The sequence below is a fragment of the Sphingorhabdus sp. genome, from assembly GCF_035329025.1.
In the GTDB taxonomy this organism is placed as follows: Bacteria; Pseudomonadota; Alphaproteobacteria; order Sphingomonadales; family Sphingomonadaceae; genus Sphingorhabdus_B.
The window spans coordinates 21,256-40,940 of record NZ_DAOLHN010000003.1 but is presented as its reverse complement, the minus strand read 5'-3'; the positions used below and the strand labels follow the sequence as shown (position 1 = coordinate 40,940).

The window sequence follows — 19,685 nt, the reverse complement described above, 5'->3', positions numbered from 1 at the left end:
GAGGAGACGATTAATGGCAGCAGTAGATGGCGATTGGGAAGTAACCGTCAAAAGCCCGATGGGTGACCAGAAGTCGGTTCTCACCATCAACAGCGATGGTGACAGCTTCACCGGCAAAATGCAGGGCAGCCTGGGTTCGATGGACATTGCCAATGGCAGCGTCAGCGGCAACACGCTCAGCTGGAAAATGGACATGACTGTGCCGATGCCGATGACGCTCGATTGCACTGCCACCGTAGATGGCGACAGCATCACCGGCGAAGTCAAGGCAGGTGCCTTCGGTTCGATGCCGGTTTCGGGTACGCGCAAGGCGTAATCCGCTCCAAAATATTGAATATTTGGCAGGCCGCTTCCCCTTTTGGGTGAGCGGCCTTGTCGTTTCCGAATGCGGTGCGTAAGACTTTGGTTAGCCGATTCTCACAGGCCGAAGGGAACAGAATGAGCCAGCTTGCTTCTCCCTCCCAATTGCGGATGTCGCTGTTGCGATGGGCCTTGTTCGTCGTCCCGACGATCATGCTGCTTGGATTTCTTTCAGGCACAGTTTCCGGATCGGGCGAGCAAAATAGCTGGTTTGCCGAACTGGTGAAGCCAGAGGCGCAGCCGCCGGGCTGGGCCTTTGGTGTCGTTTGGCCTATCCTCTATTTGCTGATGGGCATCGCTTTTTCGATGATCTTGAACGCACGCGGCGCGCGGCTGCGTGGCATCGCCATAGCGTTATTCCTCGTCCAGTTGGCCTTGAACCTCTATTGGTCGCCGCTGTTTTTTGGCCAGCATCAGGTGACGGCCGCTTTCTATTTGCTGCTCGCAATCTGGGCGACCGCTTTCGCCACCACGCTTGTCTTCGGCCGCATCCGCCCTGTTGCCGCATGGCTGCTGGTGCCCTATCTCGCCTGGCTGAGCTTTGCCGCGATCCTCAATTACCAGATCGACCGATTGAACCCCGATGCAGAGCGCCTATATGTTCCTGCAGCAACTTCCGAAATCGGAGCCTGAGCCATGCAGAGTGACAAGCGCATTTTCGACGATCTTTCCAAATTCCTGAACGGCGTTGCCGGAACGGTCGCTGGCATGGGGCGTGAAGCCGAAGCGGGATTTCGGGAGCGCACCCGCGAATGGGTCGCGGGCATGGACCTTGTCAGCCGCGAAGAATTTGACGCCGTTAAGCAAATGGCGGCGACGGCGCGTGCCGAGGCCGAGGAACTGAAGGCGCGTGTGGCTGCGCTTGAAGCCGCATCGGGTAAAGCCAAGGCAGCGCCGAAAGCGGCGGTAAAGCCTGCGCCAAAGCCAAAGGCTGCGCCCAAGAAATAAGGGGCTTAGCGCCCTTATCCACATATGGCCCACAGACTAATGCACCTTCGCGTGCATAGGCTGTTGCACGCGAGTCCGCCGACAGGCATTTACCATGCATAACAAGCGACAGGGCCGCAATGCGCAACCAGGACGAAGATTTTACCGAGTTCGAGCGCGAAGAGACTGCGCCATTGGACATGCTCGCCGCGCTTTTTGAAGCGCGCGGCTGGGATTTTGAACCTGTCAGCGACGAAGAAGTCAGCGCGGAATTCAAGGGCAGCTGGACCAGCTACCAGATAAGGGCCATCTGGCGCGAAGAAGACAACGCACTGCAACTTTTGGTCATGCCAGACGTCACCGTGCCGAGCGACAAACGCGATGACGTCTACAAGGCACTGGGTCTGATCAACGAACAGCTCTGGATTGGCCATTTTGACCTCTGGTCGTCAAACGGCATGCTGCTTTTCCGCCATGGCAGCCTTTTGCCACCCAACGGCCTGTTGGGGGTCGACCAAGCGCAGACGATTATCGATGTCGCGCTCGACGAATGCGAACGTTTCTACCCCGTGTTCCAGTTCATCATCTGGGGTGGCAAATCGCCTGAAGACGCGATCACCGCCGCTTTGGTGGAAACACACGGAGAGGCCTGAGCCTCAGCTCCGCTTCAGCAAATAATGCAAATAGGCGATGGTGATCGGCTTGGCCGGATCATCCTGCCATGCCCGCGCCTCGACATTGGCCATGGTGCGTCCCAAGCGGGTTACTTCGCCTACGGCGTAAGTCGTTTGCGGCGTTCCACCGCGCATGAAATCGATGGTTACATTGACCTGCTTGAACGTGGCTTCATCGCCCCGTTCGTGCAGCGCATGCTGGATCGCTGCGACCGCAGCCATTTCGAGCAGGCCCGAAATCGCACCGCCATGCAGAAAGCCGGGGCGGCCCTGCACCTTGTTGGCAAAGGGCATTTCGATCAGTGGCGCGCCATTGTGCAGGCCGGTTATGACTATGTCGAGCGCACGGGCATAAGGCGGCAGCAATTCGGTGCGGGGGTCGGGCGTGGTCATCCGAGGCGATCCCCCACTCGGATAAATGTACCGCTGACATGCGCCAGCGGCTCATCAAGATTGCCATTATGCGCCACACCGCGGACAAAGCCGATGCTGTGCGACAGGTGATAGCAATAGCCGCGTCCAAAAACACGCGCGCCTTTGGGTGAGGGACGGAGATAGTCCACGCGCAAGTCCATCGTAACCTGCGGCCGGAATTCCTGCAGCTTGGTCCAGATCGACATGCTGGTGGCATTGTCCATCAGGCTGATGACCACGGCAGAAGCGAGCACGCCGGTATTGGGGTCGCCAACCAGATCCTCGCGCCAGTCGATAGCAAGCTCGACCCAGTCCTCGCCATGGCCGACATAGTCCATGCCCAGGAACCCGCCATGGCCAGCCTTGCCCATGAAGCTGATCGCCAGCCTCGGGTCGAAACCGCCATGGACAGCGGCTATTTCGGCAACCGTTTTTTCCTTCATGGCTTGACCCTATCGGCTGGGCGATGCGCTGCCAAGGCAGAAAGGGCTTTATCTTGTTCGCGCTTCGTTCTAGCCATTTGGCATGGCGAGTAATTCTATGGGTCTGCAAATTGATTCGGCCGCGGTGGCACGCGGCGTCAGCCGGTTATTCCTGCGCAACCAGATCATGGTCCAGCCCGAGGTTAGCCTGCGTAACAATCGCCGTGCCGACCTGATGGGCATCAATGCCAAGGGTGAGGTGATCGTCGTCGAGATCAAGGTGTCGCGCGCCGACTTGCTGGGTGACCAGAAATGGCCCGAATATCTCGATTATTGCGACCGTTTTTTCTGGGCGGTCCCCGCAGGCTTCGATTATTCCCCAATTGAGGGGGAGGCGTTCCTGCCCGAACGCACCGGCCTGATCGTCGCTGATGCCTATGACGCGGAAATTGTGCGTTCCGCCGCACTGGTGCCGCTGGCAGCGGCGCGGCGGAAGGTAGAGATGCAGCGGCTTGCAAGGCTCGCCATGCGGCGGCTGATGGGGATAGCCGATCCCGACCCATCGCTGGCCGGGATCATTGCAGAGTAGTCTCAGCAAGCCATCGTTATCCTGAAATTGTTTCAGGATAGCAGGCAGCGGTTGTGCGTTATCCCGAAACAAGTTCGGGATGACGAACCAGATGGTCAGCTTCTCTCTATACCGTCGGGTTATACCAGATGGGCGACGTATAAGCCCGCTCCTGCGACTTGAGCTCCATTTCCGGCAACAATTTGGCACCATAGCGGATCATGTCGAACAACACCCAGCGCGGCGTCGGGATTTCGAGGACGCGGACATAATAGAACGCGCGTTGGCCGGGGTTGAATTCGGGATCGCTCCAAACCGTGCGCAGTTCGGGCGCGCCGATGGTGTTGGTATAGGTCGCCTTTTTGATATCGACCGTGTCCCCCACCGGGGTCAGTGTGCCGCCAACCAGCTTGCGCTTGTCCGGTGAGGACCAGCTTACGTCGAACACCTTCTCCTGCATTTTGCCAGACGCATCGACCCAACCCTTGACCACTTGGACGCGGTCCAGATTGGCGCCTTCAGGATCCTTGAGCGCGGAAATCAGGAAACTCGGTTTGCCTGTGCCAGCCTTTAAGTCAGCCCCCATCGGCACACCGCGCGCATAGCCCGTTTTCACCCAGTCACCAGCCCAATCCTTGTCGCTGAAATCCCAGCCGCCAAAAACGCGCACCTGCATGCGCGGGCCGGTGGTGGCGTAGACTTCACGCCGCATCATCGCGTCGAAAATGGCTGCGCGGGTGTTGGCAGTTGCCCAGACGGCGGCATAGCCACCAGCCAGATAATGCCAGCCGAACCGGCCTTCGCGCGTGCCCAGATTCTGCGCGGAAGCTGCGCGTGTGGCGTTGGGTTCGTTGCCGCTGTGTTTGCCGAAGAAATTGTCTTCATCTGCCGTCGCAAGCGCCGTATGACTGTCAGTCGATCCGATCAGTCCGAATTTATACGGATTGACCCCGGTCTTGGCTTCGATAGCCAGACCACGCTTCAACGCTTCTCTGACATAGTCACCGCCTAGCATGTCCGGCGTCTTCTTACCCTGCATCGTTAGATTGCCGAGTTCCCATCCGGCATCACCGAAATTGGCAAACTCGTCATTCGGTGAAAGGAAGGGATGGCTCTCGCTGTCGCCCTTGATCTGGGTAATTTCGACCAGCGGCTCGCGGGCGGCGCGGCGACGCGCATAGTCGGCGGTCATTGCACCGCCACCCGGTTGAACCATTTCAAACATCAAGCCATTGGAGACATTGCTGTTGTGCGGGATCGCCAGCATCTTGCCACCCGTCTTCTTCTCATAGGCGTCCATATAGTCCCAGAGCTGGTCGGGCTTGTCGCTGTTATCAGAAGTCGGGTCAAATGGGCGCACCTGATCAGCGCGCAGCTTGCCGTCACGGAACATCACGACGCGGTGCAAATTGTCGCCATTGGGCATCAACGTGTATTCAAAGCCCATGAAGGCGGTGAACTTGCCGGGCTGGTTGTAACGTTCAACAATCGCGGTATGGCTTTGCCAGATCTTCATCGTGTTCTTGCGCGACTGTTCGGGCGGGAAGAGGTCAGCCAGCTTGCCTTCACCCGCCATATTGATGAGCTCGGCGGTCGTCTTTTGCATGCCGTCTTCGCCTTCGTGCATCTGGTCGTGCCAGCGCAGCAGCGTCTTGTCCTTGATCATGAAGCGCGGCGCATCGTAAAGCGCGCGAGTGGCGCCCAAGCCTCCGGAGTGATCGGCAATCACCAGAAAGTCGAGCGGGCGATCGAGCTTCGCCTGCAGCCCCATCGTCGATTTCACTTCTTCGCCGCGCGCAAATCGCAATGCTTCTTCCGGGCCAATCTTCACGCCAAAGCCGAAAGCGTCAATTGAGTTCGAAGTGTGCAGGTGCGTATCGCCCCAGAGCAATTTGGTCGCGATTCCGCTGGTCACTTCCTTGTCGTTGGCTTCCTGTATGTCCGCAGCGCGGCTTGCCTCTCGGCTTTCCTTGAAAGCGCCCCAGCCGAAATACAGTCCCGCGCCGACCGCTGCGGCTGCGACGGTGCCCAACGCAATCTTGCGAAATGATGCCATGTTTCCCTCTCCCTCAAACGGAAAACTGCGCTTTTGAGCGCGTCTCGTCAATACCTTCCGCGATGTCAGTAGCTGACGTTACGTCAACGGCAATTTCAGGCTGAACCCGGCATAGGTAGGCCGTTCGTCCTGCATTTCGGAAAGGCCAATAGGCTGGTTGTTGCGGCCTTTTTCGGACTCCGCACGATAGGTTCCGAACAGCTGGTCCCAGATGGTCAGGGCAAAGCCGTAATTGCTCTGCTGCTCTTTGAGTGCAGTGCTGTGATGGACGAGGTGCATATCCGGCGTGACAAGGAACAGCCGGACAAGCCGGTCGAGCCGGCGCGGCAGTGCAACGTTACCGTGGTTGAAGGCAGCATTGGCCGCGAGCCACGCTTCGAAAGCGATAATGACGGGCGCGGATACACCTAGCAACAACACCCAGCCTGCCTTCCACAATATGGAAAATGCTATCTCACCCGGGTGGAATCGGATGGCCGTAGAGACGTCGATGTCAGGATCGGCATGGTGCACTTTGTGGAGACGCCAGAGCAGCGGCATCTTGTGGGTCAGCAGATGCTGCAACCACATGGCGAAATCAAGCAACAGGAAGGCACCCAATATTTCAGCCCACAACGGTGCTGCCAATTGATTGAAAAGTCCGATGCCCTCTGCCTCGGCCCAAAGTGCAATTGCAGGAACTGCTATTATCCAGGCAATGAGCCAGACCGTTACGCGATTGCTGGCAAACAGGATCAGTCCCGTCGTCCAGCGACGAAAACGGCCGAAGCGCAGCGTGCGCCTCGGCCGGATGAATTCGAGAATGGCGATAAGCGCAAAGACGAGAGCCGGGAGTATGGCTATCAGCGTTGCACCCATATCGCCCATGGCTCAGGCCGCTTCGGCCTTCAGCGTCGGATAGTCGGTATAGCCCTCTGCGCCCGGCGAATACCAGGTCTTGAAATTGTCGGGTGCCACTTCGGCCCCCGCGCGCAAGCGCTCGACGAGGTCCGGGTTGGAGATATAGGGGCGACCAAAGCTGATGGCGTCGGCCAAGCCACTCGCAATATCGGCTTGGGCGGTTTCGAGCGTATATTCCTGGTTGAGCACCAGCGGATTAGTAAAGACCTTGCGGATGTGCGGCGATACCGGCGGTACGTCGCTGGTACCGAAATTGCCGAAGGTTTTTTGCTCACGCAATTCAAGAAAGGCGATGCCGATCTTTTGCAAAGCGGCGGCAGCGGCAGTGAACAGGCCAACCGGGTCATTATCGTCGCAGCCCTGCGTTTCGCCATTAGGCGAGAGGCGGACCGAGGTGCGGTCGGCGCCGACAGCGTCTGATACCGCTTGTGCGACTTCGGTGGTCAGGCGGATACGGTTTTCAATCGAGCCGCCATAGTCATCGTCACGCAGATTGGAATTACCGCGCAGGAACTGGTCGAGCAAATAGCCATTGGCGCTGTGGATCTGCACGCCGTCAAATCCCGCCGCCATCGCATTCTTTGCCGCATGGACATAATCGCCGATGACACGCGGGATTTCATCAAGACGTAGCGGGCGTGCCTCGACATAGTCCTTCTTGCCTGTCGGGGTATGGGCATAACCGGGTGCTGTCGTCGCCGAAGCCGAAACCGGCTGCGCGCCGCCGAGGAAATCGGGGTGTACCAGTCGGCCCATATGCCAGAGCTGCAGGATGATGCGGCCATCGGCCTTGTGCACGGCCTCGGTCACCGGTTTCCAGGCTTCGACCTGCTCGGCGGACCAGATGCCGGGGGCTGCGGGCCAGCCCGAGCCTTCCTGAGTGATGCCGGTTGCTTCGGCGATAATCAGGCCTGCACTTGCGCGCTGGGCATAATAATCGGCCTTCAGCGCGCTGATCGGTACGTGCACGCCTTCGCTGCGCCCGCGCGTGAGCGGGGCCATCAGTATGCGGTTGGGGGCGTGGATCGCGCCGAGCTGAATTGGATCAAAAAGGCTGGTGGTCATGGTCGCTTGCTTTCCCTATTGGCGTTGCTTGCCTTTTAACATGCGGATACGGGTTGCAAATTGCAACGGGGGTTTATGGCGGAAAAGCAAATCTTTCAAAAGGCCCCTGCGCTTGCTTTTACGGCATTGATTGCAGGCAATGTCTGCATTGCGTTCGGGCCGTTGCTGGTGCGTCTGTCAGATACCGGACCAATTGCGACCGGATTTTGGCGGTTGGCGCTAGCGACGCCATTTCTGGCCTTTATCGGGTATCGGGCAGGCTTTCGCATTCAGTCGATGCCCAAGGGGTTATTAGGACTGGTGCTGCTCGCGGGCTTCTTCTTTGCGGTGGATATCGTCGCCTGGCATATCGGCATCTTCAAGACCAAGCTCGGCAACGCGACGCTGCTCGCCAATTGCGCCAGCCTGCTTTTGGCAATTTATGGCATTTTCCTGGCACGCAAATTTCCCCCGCCGCTGCAGGGCGCCGCCATATTGCTCGCCTTTGCTGGCGCGGCATTGTTGATGGGGCAGAGTTTTGAAATCTCGCCCGAGCATTTCGAAGGCGATTGGCTGAGCCTGCTCGCGGGGCTGTTCTATACCTTCTATCTGCTCGCGATGATCCGGGTACGAGAAAGCACCGAAAGCTGGTCGTCCTTGGCGCTGGCATCGGGCTCGGCGGCGTTGTTCCTGTTGCCGGTAGCCTGGTTTGCGGGCGAACAAATCGTCCCCGGCAATTGGACACCATTGATTATCCTCGCAATGTCGAGCCAGGTACTCGGGCAGGGGTTCCTGACCTATGCGTTGCCGCATTTCAGTCCGCTGATCATAGGACTGGCGCTGCTACTGCAGCCCGCGCTTTCGGCATTTGCAGGATGGGCAGCGTTTGACGAAGCCCTCACGCCACTCGATTATATCGGCGGGGCGATGGTTATGGCGGCTTTGGTGCTCGTTCGCCTTGCCGAAGGTCGGGCAAAGGCCTAGATGGGATCCATGGCTTCTTCACCGCTTCCCGCCGATCCGACGCTCGATGAAATCCGCGAGGCTGTCGCTCCGCGTTTAGCAGCGCATGCAGCCTTTGATGGCTGGAATGATATAGCGGTTGAGGCCGCCGCTTTCGAAATCGGTGTCGATGCAGGTCTGGCGAAGCTGGCGCTTAAGGGCGGCCCGATGGCGCTGATCGAGGCTTGGATTGGTTCGGTCGATGCCGAAATGGCGCACCGCCTGCCACCCGAAAAACTTGCTGCGATGAAAATTCGTGAACGGATAACTGCACTGGTCGCCACCCGACTCGAAATTGCAGCCCCGGATCGTGAAGGCCAACGCCGGGCACTGGCGATCATGGCCATGCCGCAAAATGTCGCGGCTGCCGCACGCATCGGCTGGCGCAGCGCAGACCGGATGTGGCGGTTGGTCGGCGATACCGCGACCGATTTCAACCATTATACCAAAAGGATGACGCTCTCGGCGGTCTATGCCTCGACGCTGGCGGTGTTCGTCAACGACGATAGTGACGGTTTTGCCGAGACACGCGCTTTCCTCGACCGGCGTATCGAAAATGTGATGCGGTTCGAAAAGGCCAAGGCGCAGGCCAAGAAACGGCGCGAATATATGCCGAGCCTGTCGCGCTTCATCGGACGTTTGCGTTATCCGCCGCGTTAGATAATGCACTTGCCTTTATTGCGAAACATTATCAAAAAGCCCACGTGAATCTCGACACCCTCCCCATTCGGGCTTCGGCCCGCATCACTTCGATCGACTGGACAGCGATTCCGGAAACCGAAGGCCATCGCTTGCGTTCGCTGGGCTTTGACGCCGGGGTGACGGTGGAGGCGCTGCACAAGGGCATATTGTTCTGGCGCGATCCGATTGCAGTTCGGGTTGGCCGCATGACTGTCGCGCTACGCCGCAAGGTAGCCATCGCCATTGCCTGTGAGCCTGTAGCATGACCGAAGCGGTGCCTCTGGTCGCCTTGGTCGGCAATCCCAATGCCGGGAAGAGCGCACTGTTCAATGCGCTCACCGGTGCCCGCCAGAAAATTGCCAACTATCCCGGCGTTACCGTTGAGCGGAAATCGGGGCGCGCATCCTTTGCCGACGGACGCCCGGTGGAACTGATCGACCTTCCCGGGGCCTATAGTCTTGAGCCGGACAGCCTCGATGAAGCGGTGACCCGTGATGTTGTGCTGGGGCGATTTGAGGGGCAGCGCCGGCCGGACGCGCTGATCGTCGTCGTCGATGCCGGAAATCTCGACAACCATCTTCGCTTCGCGCTTGAACTGATCGGGCAGGGCCTGCCGACCGTCGTTGCGCTCAACATGGTCGACCTTGCTTCACGCGATGGGCTGGAGCTTGATGCACAGAAACTCGCACTTGCCTTGGGCGTGCCAGTGGTGCCGACCGTTGCGGTGCGCAAACGCGGGCTCGATGCACTGCTCGACGAGCTTGCGCAGGAATTGAGCACGCATATTGATGCGCCGGAGGTGCCGCAAGGACGCGCGGAAATCACCAAGCGTGCGCATGAAATTTCACGCGCCGCAATTGTCAGCGAAACACAAGGCCGACAATGGACGCGGCGGCTCGATAATGTCCTGTTGCATCCTGTTGGCGGCATAGTCGTCTTGCTCGCTTTGCTGTTTGTGATGTTCCAGGCGGTCTATGCCTGGTCAGAGGCGCCGATCGGCTGGATCGAAACCGGTTTTGCGATGCTGACTGATGCGATCAACGGCGCGGTGCCGGATAGCATCTTCCGCTCGTTCCTCACCGATGGCGTGATCGCCGGTGTCGGGGCGGTGGTCGTTTTCCTGCCGCAGATATTGATCCTCTTCCTCTTCATCCTGCTGCTCGAAGCATCAGGCTATATGACCCGCGCCGCCTTTGTGATGGATCGGATGATGGCGGCGGTAGGCCTGTCCGGGCACAGCTTCATTCCGCTGCTGTCCTCCTTTGCTTGCGCCATTCCCGGCATCATGGCGACCCGGTCGATCATGGATCAGAAGGAGCGGCTGGCGACAATTCTAATTGCGCCGCTGATGACCTGCTCGGCGCGCTTGCCCGTGTACACGGTGATCATCGGCGCCTTCATTCCTTCGGCCGCTGTCGGCCCCGGCATCGGCCTGCAAGGGCTTGTGCTGTTTGCGCTCTACATATCGGGCATTGTCGGCGCGATGCTGGCCGCCGCGGTCATCCAGCGCTTTGTGACGCAAAGCCGCGGGGGCAGCTTCCTCATCGAAATGCCGCGCTATCAACTGCCGCGGATCCGCGATATCGCGCTGGGGCTGTGGCAGCGCGCGCTGGTTTTTCTGCGCCGGGCGGGCACGATCATTTTCGTTGCCACCATCGTCCTCTGGGCATTGCTCAGCTTCCCCAAGGTTCCGGTTGGCAGCAGCGAGAGCCAGGTCGAATATTCGGCGGCTGGCCGTATCGCTTCGGTCATCGAACCGGCGGTGGAGCCCATCGGTTTCAACCACGACATTGCACTTGCCATCATCCCGGCCATGGCTGCTCGCGAAGTCGCTGTGTCGGCGCTTGCTACCGCTTATGCCATAGATGCCGATGATGAAGAGGAGCAGGCGTCTAGTCTGGGTATGAAGCTGGCGGGCAATTGGTCGTTGGCGACTGCTCTCGCATTCCTCGCCTGGTTCGTCTTTGCGCCGCAATGCATTTCGACCATCGCTGTGACGCGACGCGAGACCAATGGCTGGAAATGGCCCATCTTCATGGTCACCTATCTCTTTGCGCTTGCCTATGTTGCCGCCGGGATTACTTATTGGACAGCCCGTGCCTTCGGCTTATAGCAGTCGACAGAATCCCAATTTAGACAGGCGAGGAACAATATGGCGGGCAGCGTCAACAAGGTTATTTTGGTCGGCAATCTGGGCGCGGATCCCGAGGTGAAATCATTCCAGAATGGCGGCCGTATCTGCAATTTGCGGATTGCGACGTCGGAAGACTGGAAAGACCGCCAGACCGGCGAAAAGAAAGAACGCACCGAATGGCATAGCGTCGTGTTGCAGTCCGACGGGCTGGTCGGCGTTGCCGAACGCTTTCTGCGCAAGGGCTCCAAAGTCTATATCGAAGGCCAGTTGCGTACCCGCAAATGGCAGGATCAGTCGGGCAATGATCGCTATACGACCGAAATCAGCGTAGGCGGATTTGATGGCAAGCTGGTGATGCTCGATGGCGCTAAAGGCGGCTCGGGCGGCGGCAACGAAGGCTGGGGCAGCGGTGGCGGTGCGCCTTCCAGCGGTGGTGGCGGCCAGTCTGGCGGCGGCTGGCAAGGTGGATCTGCAGGCTTTGGCGGCGGGGACTTCTCCGACGACCTTGACGATGATGTACCGTTTTGATCGGCATGCCCACTAGGGTTCTGACAGCATGAACAAGCGCATCGCCCTGCTGGCTCTGCTTGCGGTGGCGATTGCGGCCTATTTCTGGTTCGACCTTGGCCAGTATCTCAGCCTCGATGCCTTCAAGGCGCAGCAGGCGCAGATCATCGCGGCCAAGGACGCCAGCCCGCTGCTCTATATTGGCGGCTTTTTCCTGATCTATGTCATCGTCACAGCCCTATCTTTGCCGGGGGCGGCGATCATGTCGCTGGTAGCGGGGGCGTTGTTCGGTGTGGTCACTGGCACGATCGTCGTCTCCTTTGCCTCTTCGATAGGCGCGACACTTGCCTTCCTGTCGGCGCGTTTCCTGTTGCGTGATTGGGTGCAATCGAAATTTGGCGAGCGCCTCAAGGCAATCGATGATGGCATTGCCCGCGACGGGGCAATGTATCTCTTCACAATCCGGCTGATCCCGCTCTTTCCCTTCTTTGTGGTCAACCTGCTGATGGGGCTGACACGGATCAAAACCCGCACTTTTTACTGGGTGAGCCAGATCGGCATGCTGCCCGCAACGGCCGTTTTTGTGAATGCGGGCACGCAGATCAGCAAAGTCGATTCGACCGCGGGGCTTCTCTCACCCACGCTCATCGGCTCGTTCGTGCTGCTTGGTATCTTCCCGTGGATTGCGCGCGGATTGGTCGCGGCGGTGAAGAAGGTCAATGCCCGTTAGCTGGCCCAAACCGCGCAAGTTCGACCGTAACCTGATCGTTATCGGGGCGGGGGCTGCGGGGTTGGTATCTTCCTACATCGCGGCAATGGCCAAGGCCAAGGTGACCTTGGTCGAGGCGCACGATATGGGCGGCGACTGTCTGAATACCGGTTGCGTACCTTCAAAGGCGCTGCTCAAAAGCGCGCGCGTGGCACATAGCGCACGCGATGCAGCGCGTTATGGGATTGAAACTGGCGAGGTAACAGTCGACTTTCCGCGCGTGATGCAACGCATTCGCGACGTTATCACCGCAATCGAGCCGCATGACAGCATTGAACGCTATACCGGCCTCGGTGTCGAATGCGTTACGGGCTATGCGCGTTTTGTCGATCCATGGACGGTCGATATTGCCAAAGCCGATGGCAGCAGCCAGCGGTTAACCGCAAAGGCCTTCGTCATCGCTACGGGGGCTGCGCCGGTTGTGCCGCCCATCCCCGGTGTTGAGGAAAGCGGCTATCTCACCAGCGAAAAGCTGTGGGAAGAAATGGCCACGCGCAAAACGGCGCCAAAGCGTCTGGCTATTTTGGGCGGTGGCCCTATTGGTTGTGAATTGGCGCAGGCGTTCCAGCGGCTCTGCAGTCAGGTGACGTTGGTCGAAATGGCCGACCGGCTGATGCTGAAAGAAGATGCCGATGCTGCTGCCCTTGTGACGGAGACGCTGAAGCAAGAGGGCGTTGATGTTCGTATCCGGCACAAGGCGGTGCGCTTTGATAGCGGGAAACAGTTGGTGGTCGAAGCCGAGGGCAAGCAATCGGCGATTGCCTATGACGAAGTCATCATTGCGGTCGGGCGCAAGGCGCGTGTGAGCGGTTTTGGGCTGGAGGAACTGGGCTTGGTGGTCGACGGGCGAATGGCTATCGATGCAAAACTGGCAACCGCGATGCCGCACATTTTTGTCGCCGGCGACGTTGCGGGGAACCAGCAACTCACCCATGGCGCAAGTCACGAGGCCTGGTACGCGACTGTCAACGCGCTGGCCCGCCCGTTCAAAAGCTACAAGGCGGATTACCGCGTGCTGCCGCGCGTCACCTACACCGATCCTGAAGTGGCGAGCGTTGGTCTGACCGAAGCGGAGGCGGCGGCAAAGGGCATCAGCTATGATGTCACCCGCTATGATATCGACGATCTCGATCGCGCCATTGCCGATGGCGAGGCGCAAGGTTTCGTCAAAATCCTGACTGTTGCCGGCAAGGACCGGATTTTGGGGGCGACCATTGTTGCCAGCCATGCCGGCGAGATGATTGCAGAACTGGTCTTTGCGATGCGGCACAATTTGACGCTCGGCAAGCTGATGGCGGCGATTCATAGTTACCCGACATGGAGTGAGGCGAACAAATTTGCTGCCGGACAATATCGCCTGGCAAGGAAACCAGAGCGCCTGCAACGATTGGCACAGCGTTGGTTCGATTGGCAGCGTGGCTGATTTCCGCCGCTAAACAATCTTCGCTAACAGCCGTTAACCCTCTTTCGTCGCAGTTTGTCGACCATGTTTATCAACCATAGCGTTCAACGCTAAATTCTCCTTTCCCTGCAATTTAGGGCAGCATGAAAACCCATGCTCCCAGCGGAACGAAGCGCAGCGCGCACCTTGCCATTGCCACGGCTGTGCTGACAGCCAGTCTTTGCCCGGCTTCGGCCTGGGCACTGATCGTGCCCCTTCCCGCAACCGAGCAAAGCTGTCCGGTCGGCTATGATATGGCCATGGCGGCTCCGGCTTTAGCGCCGACAAAGTCAGAGGCGATATTGGGCGGTGCGCGTAGCAAGCTTGATGAGCTTCGTGCGCAGCAAGCTGCGGCTGCAGCGCCCGCGCCCGTTCAACAGGTTGCGATGCTGGCACCCGCCGCAGGGCCGACAACGGTTCCCGCAACTGCTTGTACAGCGATGGCGTTCACCCGCTTGCCGACATTTGCGCCCGAACCCGATCTGGATCCGCGTGCACGTGCCACGCAGTGGGTGTCGCGTCTGGCCGCAGTTTCGATCATGCGGCGCCCGCAGATGCAGCCCGGATTGATGCTGCCCAAGATCGATGTCAGCAAGCCGAATGTCTTTGGCAGTGTCGCTCTCTCGGTCGGGCGCACCCCGCTCGACAGCAAATGGCAGCGCGCACAGGCGTCGGGGTTGTCGGGGCGTGCCGGACCATGGCGAGGCGTAGTTGGCGAGGCCCGAGGCCTTGATCAGGGCGCAAAGATCGAGCTGGTCAACAGCTGGGTCAACCGCCGTGTCAACTTTATCGACGACGCAGTTCGCTTCAAGGTCGCCGATCGCTGGGCGACAGCGACCGAAACGCTACGCGCAGGGCAGGGCGATTGCGAGGATTATGCCATCGCCAAGATGAAACTGCTTGAAGCAGCCGGCGTTGCCCGGGGCGACATGTTCCTCGTCATCGCCAAGGATCTGGTCCGCCGCGCTGACCATGCGTTGCTTGTGGTGCGGAACGGTGATCGCCTGATGGTGCTCGACAACAACACCGACCGCATTGTCGATGCGGCCACTATCCGCGACTACCGTCCGGTGATGAGCTATTCGGCGGGCAAGGCATGGCTGCATGGCTATGCGGCTCAACCAGAAGTCGTTCAGCCAGCCCCGATCCGTATCGCAGCGCTCAGCAGCTGAGTCGGACTCACCGTTCGCGTAGCGCTTCCGAGCGTGCTTTGATCAGAGGCTTCAGCAGGTAGCTGAGGATGCTCTTGCGACCGGTGATGATTTCGACATCGCAAATCATGCCGGGGCTGATGGGTAGGCGCTTGCCTGCCGACAGCAAATAGGATTTGTCGGTTTCGACGACCACCGTGAAATAGGCTTCTTTCGTCACCTCGTCATAAATGCTGTCGGCGGAGACCTGGACCACGCGACCCGACAGGCCCCCATAGATCGAGAAATCATAAGCAGTCACTTTGACATTTGCCCGGTCCCCTACCTTGATGAAGGCGATGTCACTCGGGGTAACACGGGCTTCGACCAGCAGCTTGTCGCCCACCGGCACGACCTGCATGATCTTCTCACCGGCCTGCACGAAGCCGCCAATGGTGGTTACCTGTACATCGTTGACCACGCCATCGACGGGAGAACGGATTTCAGCCCGGTTGACGCGGCCCGCAGCGCCTTTCAGCGACTGTTCGTTCACCGCCATCTTGGTGGCGATCTGGCTACGCTCGTCGAGCGCTTCCTGTTTGAACTGGAAACCGGCTTCGGAAGCCTGCGCCTGCGCTTCGGCGATAGCCGCCTGCGCGCGCGACGCGGCTTGCTGGGCAGCAGCAAGGCGACCCTGAATATCGGTCACTTCACGCTGTGCGGACAGCAACTCAGTCTGCGGAACAATCGATTTGGCAGCGAGCGGAGCCAGCATGTTAACTTGATTTTGGGCGAGTTGCAGGCTCTGCCGCAGGCTGGCGACGGTCGCTTGCGCTTCGCCATAGTCGCGGCGGCGCTGCTCGACGGCGGCGCTCATGGCGGAGATACGGCTGCGCAAGGCGGATGCGCGCACCGATGCCAATGCTGCTTCTTGACGGCATTCTTCCGGAATGCTGCCATCCGGATTCGGCGGGCAGTCCCCGCCTGCACCGCCTTCACGCGACAGACGCGCTGCACGGGCAGCAAGCGAACGGTTCTCGGCGGCAATCTGCCCCAATTGTGACGACGATTCGGTGTCGTCGAGGCGAACGAGCAACTGGCCCTTGCGTACGCGTTGGCCCGAACGGACCAGAATATCCTTGATCGTGGCTGGCTCGGCTGCCTGCACCAATTGCATCTTGCTCGACGGGATCACCCGCCCTTGACCACGGGTCACTTCGTCAATCTGCGCAAAACTCGCCCAGATCAGAAAAAGCAGGAAACCTGCGGTCGCGGCAACGATGATCTGGCGTGAGCCGCTCTGGCCCCTGTACCAATCGAGTAAAGCTCTCATTGACCACCCATAGCAGGTTTCGGGGTTTCCGCACCACCGCTTGACTGGCGCTGCGCGATGGCAGCGGATGCACCGCGGGTTTCGCGCGGATCAGGAATGCTCAATGTCCAGCCCTTGCTGATATCAAGGCGGCCACCGACATCATTTTCGGCGGCGCGCATTGGCACCAGTTCGGGCGCAAGCTTCGAGCGCGCGAGGGCTTCGGTTTGCTGGTCAACGGTCAGCTGTTCGGTCATGAGGCCTTCTTCACCAAGGGCCGCAAGATTGTTCAGCGCAGGGATTCCCTCAACACCCGAATAGCTTGCCGTAAAGGCACCGGGCATGCCCCATTTGCCGGGCCAGCGATAGAAGATGTGCGCGCCCAGCTGCGAAATCTTGGTCAGCTTGGGGGCCCAGTAAGGCGAGACATAGTTGGCGTGATAATGCGTTGCCTGCCCGACCGAGCGCTCGACATAGCCGGTCAGCGCTTCACGCGCGACCGCTTCGGCAGCGGCCCAGGCTGCAGCCGAAGGCTTGCGGTTGAGCGAGCCGTCACAGGTGAAGCTGAACTGGCAAATGCGCTGGTTCGATCCCTGATAAACGACGCCGCACACAGAGTTGGGGAAGGCCGGGTGGCGCACGCGGTTGAGCACGACCTGTGCGACCGCGCGGCGGCCCTGAAGCGGTTCATAAGCGGCTTCGTAGTAAACTGCCTGCGTCATGCATTGCAGAGCCGTTAGCCCAGCGCCCGAAAAATAGTTGCGGATCGCAAACGGCTTGGCCGCGAGAATCGGGGCGTCGGAGAAGGGTAAGGCTTCATTCTTCGCCAGCGCATCCTCGCCAATCAGTTCCGGCTTTTCCAACGCTTCTTCGGTGATCGAAAGCAGTGCTTTCCGTTCCTTTTCGCTCATCTGCGGCACAGATGCTGCTTGTGCAGGTTCGCCCAGCCCCAATATCGCAGGCAGCCGTGAAAGGTCAGTATCGCGAAGCGTCACCGCAAGCAGGGCGAGGGCGGTCAATATTCCGAAGAATATCAGGACAGGTCGGTTGGACCTTTTGGCGCTTTCAGGCGCTGCATGGTCTTTGGTCGCGTCTAACAGGGATGCGTGCATGGTCATTCTCCCGCCAAGCCAGCCTTGGCAAGTATCTGATCCCGCGGCCCGTCTGCGATGATGCGACCCTTGTCGATCACGATAAGACGATCGACAATCGCGAGCATGGCGTTGCGGTGGGTGGAAACGATGAGCGTCTGCTCTGGCTTCATGGCCTTGTTGAGACGATCAATGAAAAGGCGTTCGGTTTGCGTGTCCATCGCGCCGGTAGGTTCGTCGAGGAACAGCAACTTGCAGGGTTCGACCAAAGCACGGGCCAGAACCATGAAGCTGCGTTGCCCGCCGGAAAGGCGCGATCCACGCTCGCCAATATGCAGGTCAAAACCGGCGGCATCGCGGCCGATAAAGCCGTCGGCACCGGAGGCGGCAACAGCTTCGAGGAGCCTTTCTTCATCCAGATTTCGCGCTCCGAGCAACAGGTTTTCGCGCACAGTGCCGCTGAACAGTTCGGCATCCTGCCCGACAAAGCGCAGAGCGGCGCGGACTTCGTGCGGGTGATGCTGGCGGCTATCGAGGCCGTCGATGCGATAGCTGCCTTCGGTCGGTTCATAGAGCCCGCAGATCAGGCGTCCGAGTGTCGATTTACCCGATGCCACACGACCGATCAGGCCTATGCGCTCGCCGGGCTTGATTTTCAGGTTGATATCAGAGAGCGATTCCTTGCCCGCTTCCGGATAGCTGAAGCCGACATGGTCGAGTTCGACTTGCCCCTGCGAGATTACCGGCACAACTGAGCGGCTACCCTTTTCGCGTTCGTCGTTTTGCTCCATCAGCGTTTGCAGGCTGGCGAGGGTAACAAAGGCCTGGCGTCCTCGTGTCATCAGGAAAGCGAGCTGGCCGACGGGCGACAAGGATTTCCCAGCAAGCATAACGATGGCGATAATGCCGCCCATCGAGATTGCACCGGCGCTGAAAAGATAGAAACCGCCAATGACCAGCGCGATATTGGTTGCCTGCTGGCAGAATGCGGCAAGATTGACCGCAGTTGCAGTCAGGTTACGCAACTTCTCCTGCGTTTGCGCGCTCGCGGCTGAATAGCGTTGCCAGCGGCCGAGCATCCGGCCTTCGGCGCGGCAGGCTTTCAGCGTCTCGATGCCGCTGATTGATTCGATCAGCGCTGATTGCTGCAGGCTGGAATCCGCCTGTGCGTCGAGCGCAGCCTGGCCCATCGATTTTTGCAGCAGAAAGCCGGCCGTTGCCATGACGATGATGGCGACGACAGGGATCAGCGCGAGCCAGCCTGCAAGTATGGCGATCAGCGCAACGAAGAGGAACAGGAATATGATGTCGACGATCAGGACAACCGTGGTCGACGCGAAGAAATCGCGGACCATTTCATAGTCGGTGACGCGGCGGGCCAAAGCACCCGTGCTGCCCTTCTTTTCGGACATCGGTAAATTGAGCACTTTTTCAAACAGCCGCTGCGATAAACGGGCATCAAGGGCGCGGCCCAGTTCATCAACCAAACGGGTGCGTGCCAGCCGCAAACCGAACTCGACCGAGATTGCAATCCCCACGCCAAAAGCCAGCACCCAAAGGCTGGTTACCGACTTGTTGGGAATGATGCGGTCATACACATTCATCGTGAACAGCGGCAGGGCAAAGGCGAGCAGATTGATCACCAATGCGGCCAGCATCACATAAAGGAAGGATTTGCGGACCTTCCAGACTTCGTGCCAGAACCAATGGTTGCGGCGGACCTTCTCCCAGGGGCGTTCGCCTTCGCGGTCGCGGCTTGGGTCGGGATCAACGATGACAGCCTGTCCGGCATAAACTGCTTCGAGTGCCTGACGCTCGACCCAGATGCGATCCGGGTTTCCGGGCATCTGAATTTCGAAAGCAGTCCCATTGATGGCATGCAATATCAGCGCGCGTCCCGGGCCCGCAAGGAGTATGGCAGGCAGGTCACGTTCTTGCCAGCCGCGCAAGCGGCGGGATGTGGCTTCGCCGCGCAGCCCAATCTGGTCAAGTGCGGTCTCAGCCTGATGGAAAGGCAGCAGGCCAGCTTCGTCCAGCGCGAGGCCGGCACGGATAGAGGCGGGCGAAGACGGACGCTCGTTCTGCGCCGCCAGCACGCTGATGCATGCAAGCAACTCGTCACCTTGCGGCGGAGTATTATGCCACTCTTCCAGCGTCAAATGCCAACTCCTGTACATTTTGCATCGGCGAGTCCGGACCAAAGTCCCGTCGTGGCAGCTTCCACTAGACGCACTTTCGAAGAGTCAAAAACGG

General features: G+C 59.4%; 21 protein-coding genes. 13 read left to right on the top strand and 8 right to left on the bottom strand.

Annotated elements, in window-relative coordinates; translation table 11 throughout:
• Nucleotides 1–13 precede the first annotated feature (13 nt).
• The 4 genes from PKC81_RS01270 (at nt 14) to PKC81_RS01255 (ending at nt 1,940) form a co-directional block, all read left to right on the top strand.
• Complete coding sequence (locus PKC81_RS01270; protein WP_115550438.1) at nt 14–316, top strand: hypothetical protein; 303 nt, start codon at nt 14–16, stop codon at nt 314–316.
• A 122-nt stretch (nt 317–438) separates the two neighbouring features.
• Nucleotides 439–993, top strand: coding sequence for a TspO/MBR family protein (locus PKC81_RS01265; RefSeq protein ID WP_324332813.1), 555 nt, complete (start codon nt 439–441; stop codon nt 991–993).
• A 3-nt stretch (nt 994–996) separates the two neighbouring features.
• Nucleotides 997–1,308 (top strand): accessory factor UbiK family protein, encoded by a 312-nt coding sequence (locus tag PKC81_RS01260; protein ID WP_324332812.1) that lies wholly within the window; start codon nt 997–999, stop codon nt 1,306–1,308.
• 119 nt (nt 1,309–1,427) lie between these two features.
• Nucleotides 1,428–1,940, top strand: a complete 513-nt coding sequence (locus tag PKC81_RS01255) for a YbjN domain-containing protein (RefSeq protein ID WP_115550441.1) — start codon at nt 1,428–1,430, stop codon at nt 1,938–1,940.
• A gap of 3 nt (nt 1,941–1,943) precedes the next feature.
• On the opposite strand, the gene PKC81_RS01250 is transcribed toward PKC81_RS01255, so the two are convergent.
• Together PKC81_RS01250 and PKC81_RS01245 are read right to left on the bottom strand one after the other, a co-directional pair.
• The gene (locus tag PKC81_RS01250) at nt 1,944–2,354 is read right to left on the bottom strand and encodes a PaaI family thioesterase (protein WP_324332810.1); all 411 of its coding nucleotides are present in this window, start codon (nt 2,352–2,354) and stop codon (nt 1,944–1,946) included.
• The gene (locus PKC81_RS01245; RefSeq protein WP_324332809.1) at nt 2,351–2,818 is read right to left on the bottom strand and encodes a PaaI family thioesterase; all 468 of its coding nucleotides are present in this window, start codon (nt 2,816–2,818) and stop codon (nt 2,351–2,353) included. The genes PKC81_RS01250 and PKC81_RS01245 overlap by 4 nt, the downstream gene beginning before the upstream one ends.
• Before the next feature lie 82 nt (nt 2,819–2,900).
• Between PKC81_RS01245 and PKC81_RS01240 the strand changes: the two genes are divergently transcribed.
• Nucleotides 2,901–3,386 (top strand): MmcB family DNA repair protein, encoded by a 486-nt coding sequence (locus PKC81_RS01240; protein WP_324332807.1) that lies wholly within the window; start codon nt 2,901–2,903, stop codon nt 3,384–3,386.
• Nucleotides 3,387–3,492: 106 nt separating this feature from the next.
• On the opposite strand, the gene PKC81_RS01235 is transcribed toward PKC81_RS01240, so the two are convergent.
• From PKC81_RS01235 to PKC81_RS01225, 3 genes are all read right to left on the bottom strand, one after another.
• Nucleotides 3,493–5,421, bottom strand: a complete 1,929-nt coding sequence (locus PKC81_RS01235; RefSeq protein WP_324332805.1) for a DUF3604 domain-containing protein — start codon at nt 5,419–5,421, stop codon at nt 3,493–3,495.
• A gap of 78 nt (nt 5,422–5,499) precedes the next feature.
• On the bottom strand, nt 5,500–6,288 hold the full coding sequence (locus PKC81_RS01230) for a sterol desaturase family protein (protein ID WP_324332804.1): 789 nt from the start codon (nt 6,286–6,288) through the stop codon (nt 5,500–5,502).
• 3 nt (nt 6,289–6,291) lie between these two features.
• Nucleotides 6,292–7,386 carry an alkene reductase gene (locus PKC81_RS01225; RefSeq protein ID WP_324332803.1) on the bottom strand — a complete coding sequence of 365 codons (1,095 nt, stop codon included), beginning with the start codon at nt 7,384–7,386 and terminating at the stop codon, nt 6,292–6,294.
• A 75-nt stretch (nt 7,387–7,461) separates the two neighbouring features.
• On the opposite strand from PKC81_RS01225, the gene PKC81_RS01220 reads away from it, so the two are divergent.
• From PKC81_RS01220 to PKC81_RS01185, 8 genes are all read left to right on the top strand, one after another.
• A complete protein-coding gene (locus tag PKC81_RS01220; RefSeq protein WP_324332802.1) occupies nt 7,462–8,349 on the top strand; it encodes a DMT family transporter in 888 nt (295 codons plus the stop codon).
• Nucleotides 8,350–9,027: a COQ9 family protein gene (locus PKC81_RS01215; protein WP_324332801.1), complete on the top strand. Its 678-nt coding sequence runs from the start codon at nt 8,350–8,352 to the stop codon at nt 9,025–9,027.
• Nucleotides 9,028–9,071: 44 nt separating this feature from the next.
• Entirely contained in the window at nt 9,072–9,314 is a 243-nt protein-coding gene (locus tag PKC81_RS01210; protein WP_324332800.1) for a FeoA family protein, read from the top strand.
• Nucleotides 9,311–11,161 carry a ferrous iron transporter B gene (locus tag PKC81_RS01205; protein WP_324332799.1) on the top strand — a complete coding sequence of 617 codons (1,851 nt, stop codon included), beginning with the start codon at nt 9,311–9,313 and terminating at the stop codon, nt 11,159–11,161. Before PKC81_RS01210 ends, PKC81_RS01205 begins: the two co-directional genes overlap by 4 nt.
• Before the next feature lie 39 nt (nt 11,162–11,200).
• Nucleotides 11,201–11,710, top strand: coding sequence for a single-stranded DNA-binding protein (ssb, locus tag PKC81_RS01200; RefSeq protein ID WP_115550451.1), 510 nt, complete (start codon nt 11,201–11,203; stop codon nt 11,708–11,710).
• Nucleotides 11,711–11,738: 28 nt separating this feature from the next.
• The gene (locus PKC81_RS01195; RefSeq protein WP_324332797.1) at nt 11,739–12,419 is read left to right on the top strand and encodes a TVP38/TMEM64 family protein; all 681 of its coding nucleotides are present in this window, start codon (nt 11,739–11,741) and stop codon (nt 12,417–12,419) included.
• Nucleotides 12,409–13,881: an FAD-dependent oxidoreductase gene (locus PKC81_RS01190; protein WP_324332796.1), complete on the top strand. Its 1,473-nt coding sequence runs from the start codon at nt 12,409–12,411 to the stop codon at nt 13,879–13,881. The genes PKC81_RS01195 and PKC81_RS01190 overlap by 11 nt, the downstream gene beginning before the upstream one ends.
• A gap of 122 nt (nt 13,882–14,003) precedes the next feature.
• Nucleotides 14,004–15,071, top strand: a complete 1,068-nt coding sequence (locus PKC81_RS01185) for a transglutaminase-like cysteine peptidase (protein WP_324332794.1) — start codon at nt 14,004–14,006, stop codon at nt 15,069–15,071.
• 7 nt (nt 15,072–15,078) lie between these two features.
• Here the strand turns inward: PKC81_RS01185 and PKC81_RS01180 are convergent, their stop codons facing one another.
• From PKC81_RS01180 to PKC81_RS01170, 3 genes are read right to left on the bottom strand one after another with little or no spacing between them, the layout of a single operon-like run.
• Nucleotides 15,079–16,362 carry an HlyD family type I secretion periplasmic adaptor subunit gene (locus tag PKC81_RS01180; protein WP_324332792.1) on the bottom strand — a complete coding sequence of 428 codons (1,284 nt, stop codon included), beginning with the start codon at nt 16,360–16,362 and terminating at the stop codon, nt 15,079–15,081.
• Nucleotides 16,359–17,453, bottom strand: coding sequence for a cell wall hydrolase (locus PKC81_RS01175; protein WP_324332790.1), 1,095 nt, complete (start codon nt 17,451–17,453; stop codon nt 16,359–16,361). Before PKC81_RS01175 ends, PKC81_RS01180 begins: the two co-directional genes overlap by 4 nt.
• Nucleotides 17,454–17,455: 2 nt before the next feature.
• On the bottom strand, nt 17,456–19,591 hold the full coding sequence (locus PKC81_RS01170; protein ID WP_324332789.1) for a type I secretion system permease/ATPase: 2,136 nt from the start codon (nt 19,589–19,591) through the stop codon (nt 17,456–17,458).
• Nucleotides 19,592–19,685: the final 94 nt, after the last annotated feature.

What these genes read in the sequence shown, in the direction of transcription:
- PKC81_RS01270 (WP_115550438.1), top strand. Translation starts at nt 14, where the DNA reads ATGGCAGCAGTAGATGGCGATTGGGAAGTAACCGTCAAAAGCCCGATG.
- PKC81_RS01265 (WP_324332813.1), top strand. Translation starts at nt 439, where the DNA reads ATGAGCCAGCTTGCTTCTCCCTCCCAATTGCGGATGTCGCTGTTGCGA.
- PKC81_RS01260 (WP_324332812.1), top strand. Translation starts at nt 997, where the DNA reads ATGCAGAGTGACAAGCGCATTTTCGACGATCTTTCCAAATTCCTGAAC.
- PKC81_RS01255 (WP_115550441.1), top strand. Translation starts at nt 1,428, where the DNA reads ATGCGCAACCAGGACGAAGATTTTACCGAGTTCGAGCGCGAAGAGACT.
- PKC81_RS01250 (WP_324332810.1), bottom strand. Translation starts at nt 2,354, where the DNA reads ATGACCACGCCCGACCCCCGCACCGAATTGCTGCCGCCTTATGCCCGT.
- PKC81_RS01245 (WP_324332809.1), bottom strand. Translation starts at nt 2,818, where the DNA reads ATGAAGGAAAAAACGGTTGCCGAAATAGCCGCTGTCCATGGCGGTTTC.
- PKC81_RS01240 (WP_324332807.1), top strand. Translation starts at nt 2,901, where the DNA reads ATGGCGAGTAATTCTATGGGTCTGCAAATTGATTCGGCCGCGGTGGCA.
- PKC81_RS01235 (WP_324332805.1), bottom strand. Translation starts at nt 5,421, where the DNA reads ATGGCATCATTTCGCAAGATTGCGTTGGGCACCGTCGCAGCCGCAGCG.
- PKC81_RS01230 (WP_324332804.1), bottom strand. Translation starts at nt 6,288, where the DNA reads ATGGGCGATATGGGTGCAACGCTGATAGCCATACTCCCGGCTCTCGTC.
- PKC81_RS01225 (WP_324332803.1), bottom strand. Translation starts at nt 7,386, where the DNA reads ATGACCACCAGCCTTTTTGATCCAATTCAGCTCGGCGCGATCCACGCC.
- PKC81_RS01220 (WP_324332802.1), top strand. Translation starts at nt 7,462, where the DNA reads ATGGCGGAAAAGCAAATCTTTCAAAAGGCCCCTGCGCTTGCTTTTACG.
- PKC81_RS01215 (WP_324332801.1), top strand. Translation starts at nt 8,350, where the DNA reads ATGGGATCCATGGCTTCTTCACCGCTTCCCGCCGATCCGACGCTCGAT.
- PKC81_RS01205 (WP_324332799.1), top strand. Translation starts at nt 9,311, where the DNA reads ATGACCGAAGCGGTGCCTCTGGTCGCCTTGGTCGGCAATCCCAATGCC.
- ssb (WP_115550451.1), top strand. Translation starts at nt 11,201, where the DNA reads ATGGCGGGCAGCGTCAACAAGGTTATTTTGGTCGGCAATCTGGGCGCG.
- PKC81_RS01195 (WP_324332797.1), top strand. Translation starts at nt 11,739, where the DNA reads ATGAACAAGCGCATCGCCCTGCTGGCTCTGCTTGCGGTGGCGATTGCG.
- PKC81_RS01190 (WP_324332796.1), top strand. Translation starts at nt 12,409, where the DNA reads ATGCCCGTTAGCTGGCCCAAACCGCGCAAGTTCGACCGTAACCTGATC.
- PKC81_RS01185 (WP_324332794.1), top strand. Translation starts at nt 14,004, where the DNA reads ATGAAAACCCATGCTCCCAGCGGAACGAAGCGCAGCGCGCACCTTGCC.
- PKC81_RS01180 (WP_324332792.1), bottom strand. Translation starts at nt 16,362, where the DNA reads ATGAGAGCTTTACTCGATTGGTACAGGGGCCAGAGCGGCTCACGCCAG.
- PKC81_RS01175 (WP_324332790.1), bottom strand. Translation starts at nt 17,453, where the DNA reads ATGCACGCATCCCTGTTAGACGCGACCAAAGACCATGCAGCGCCTGAA.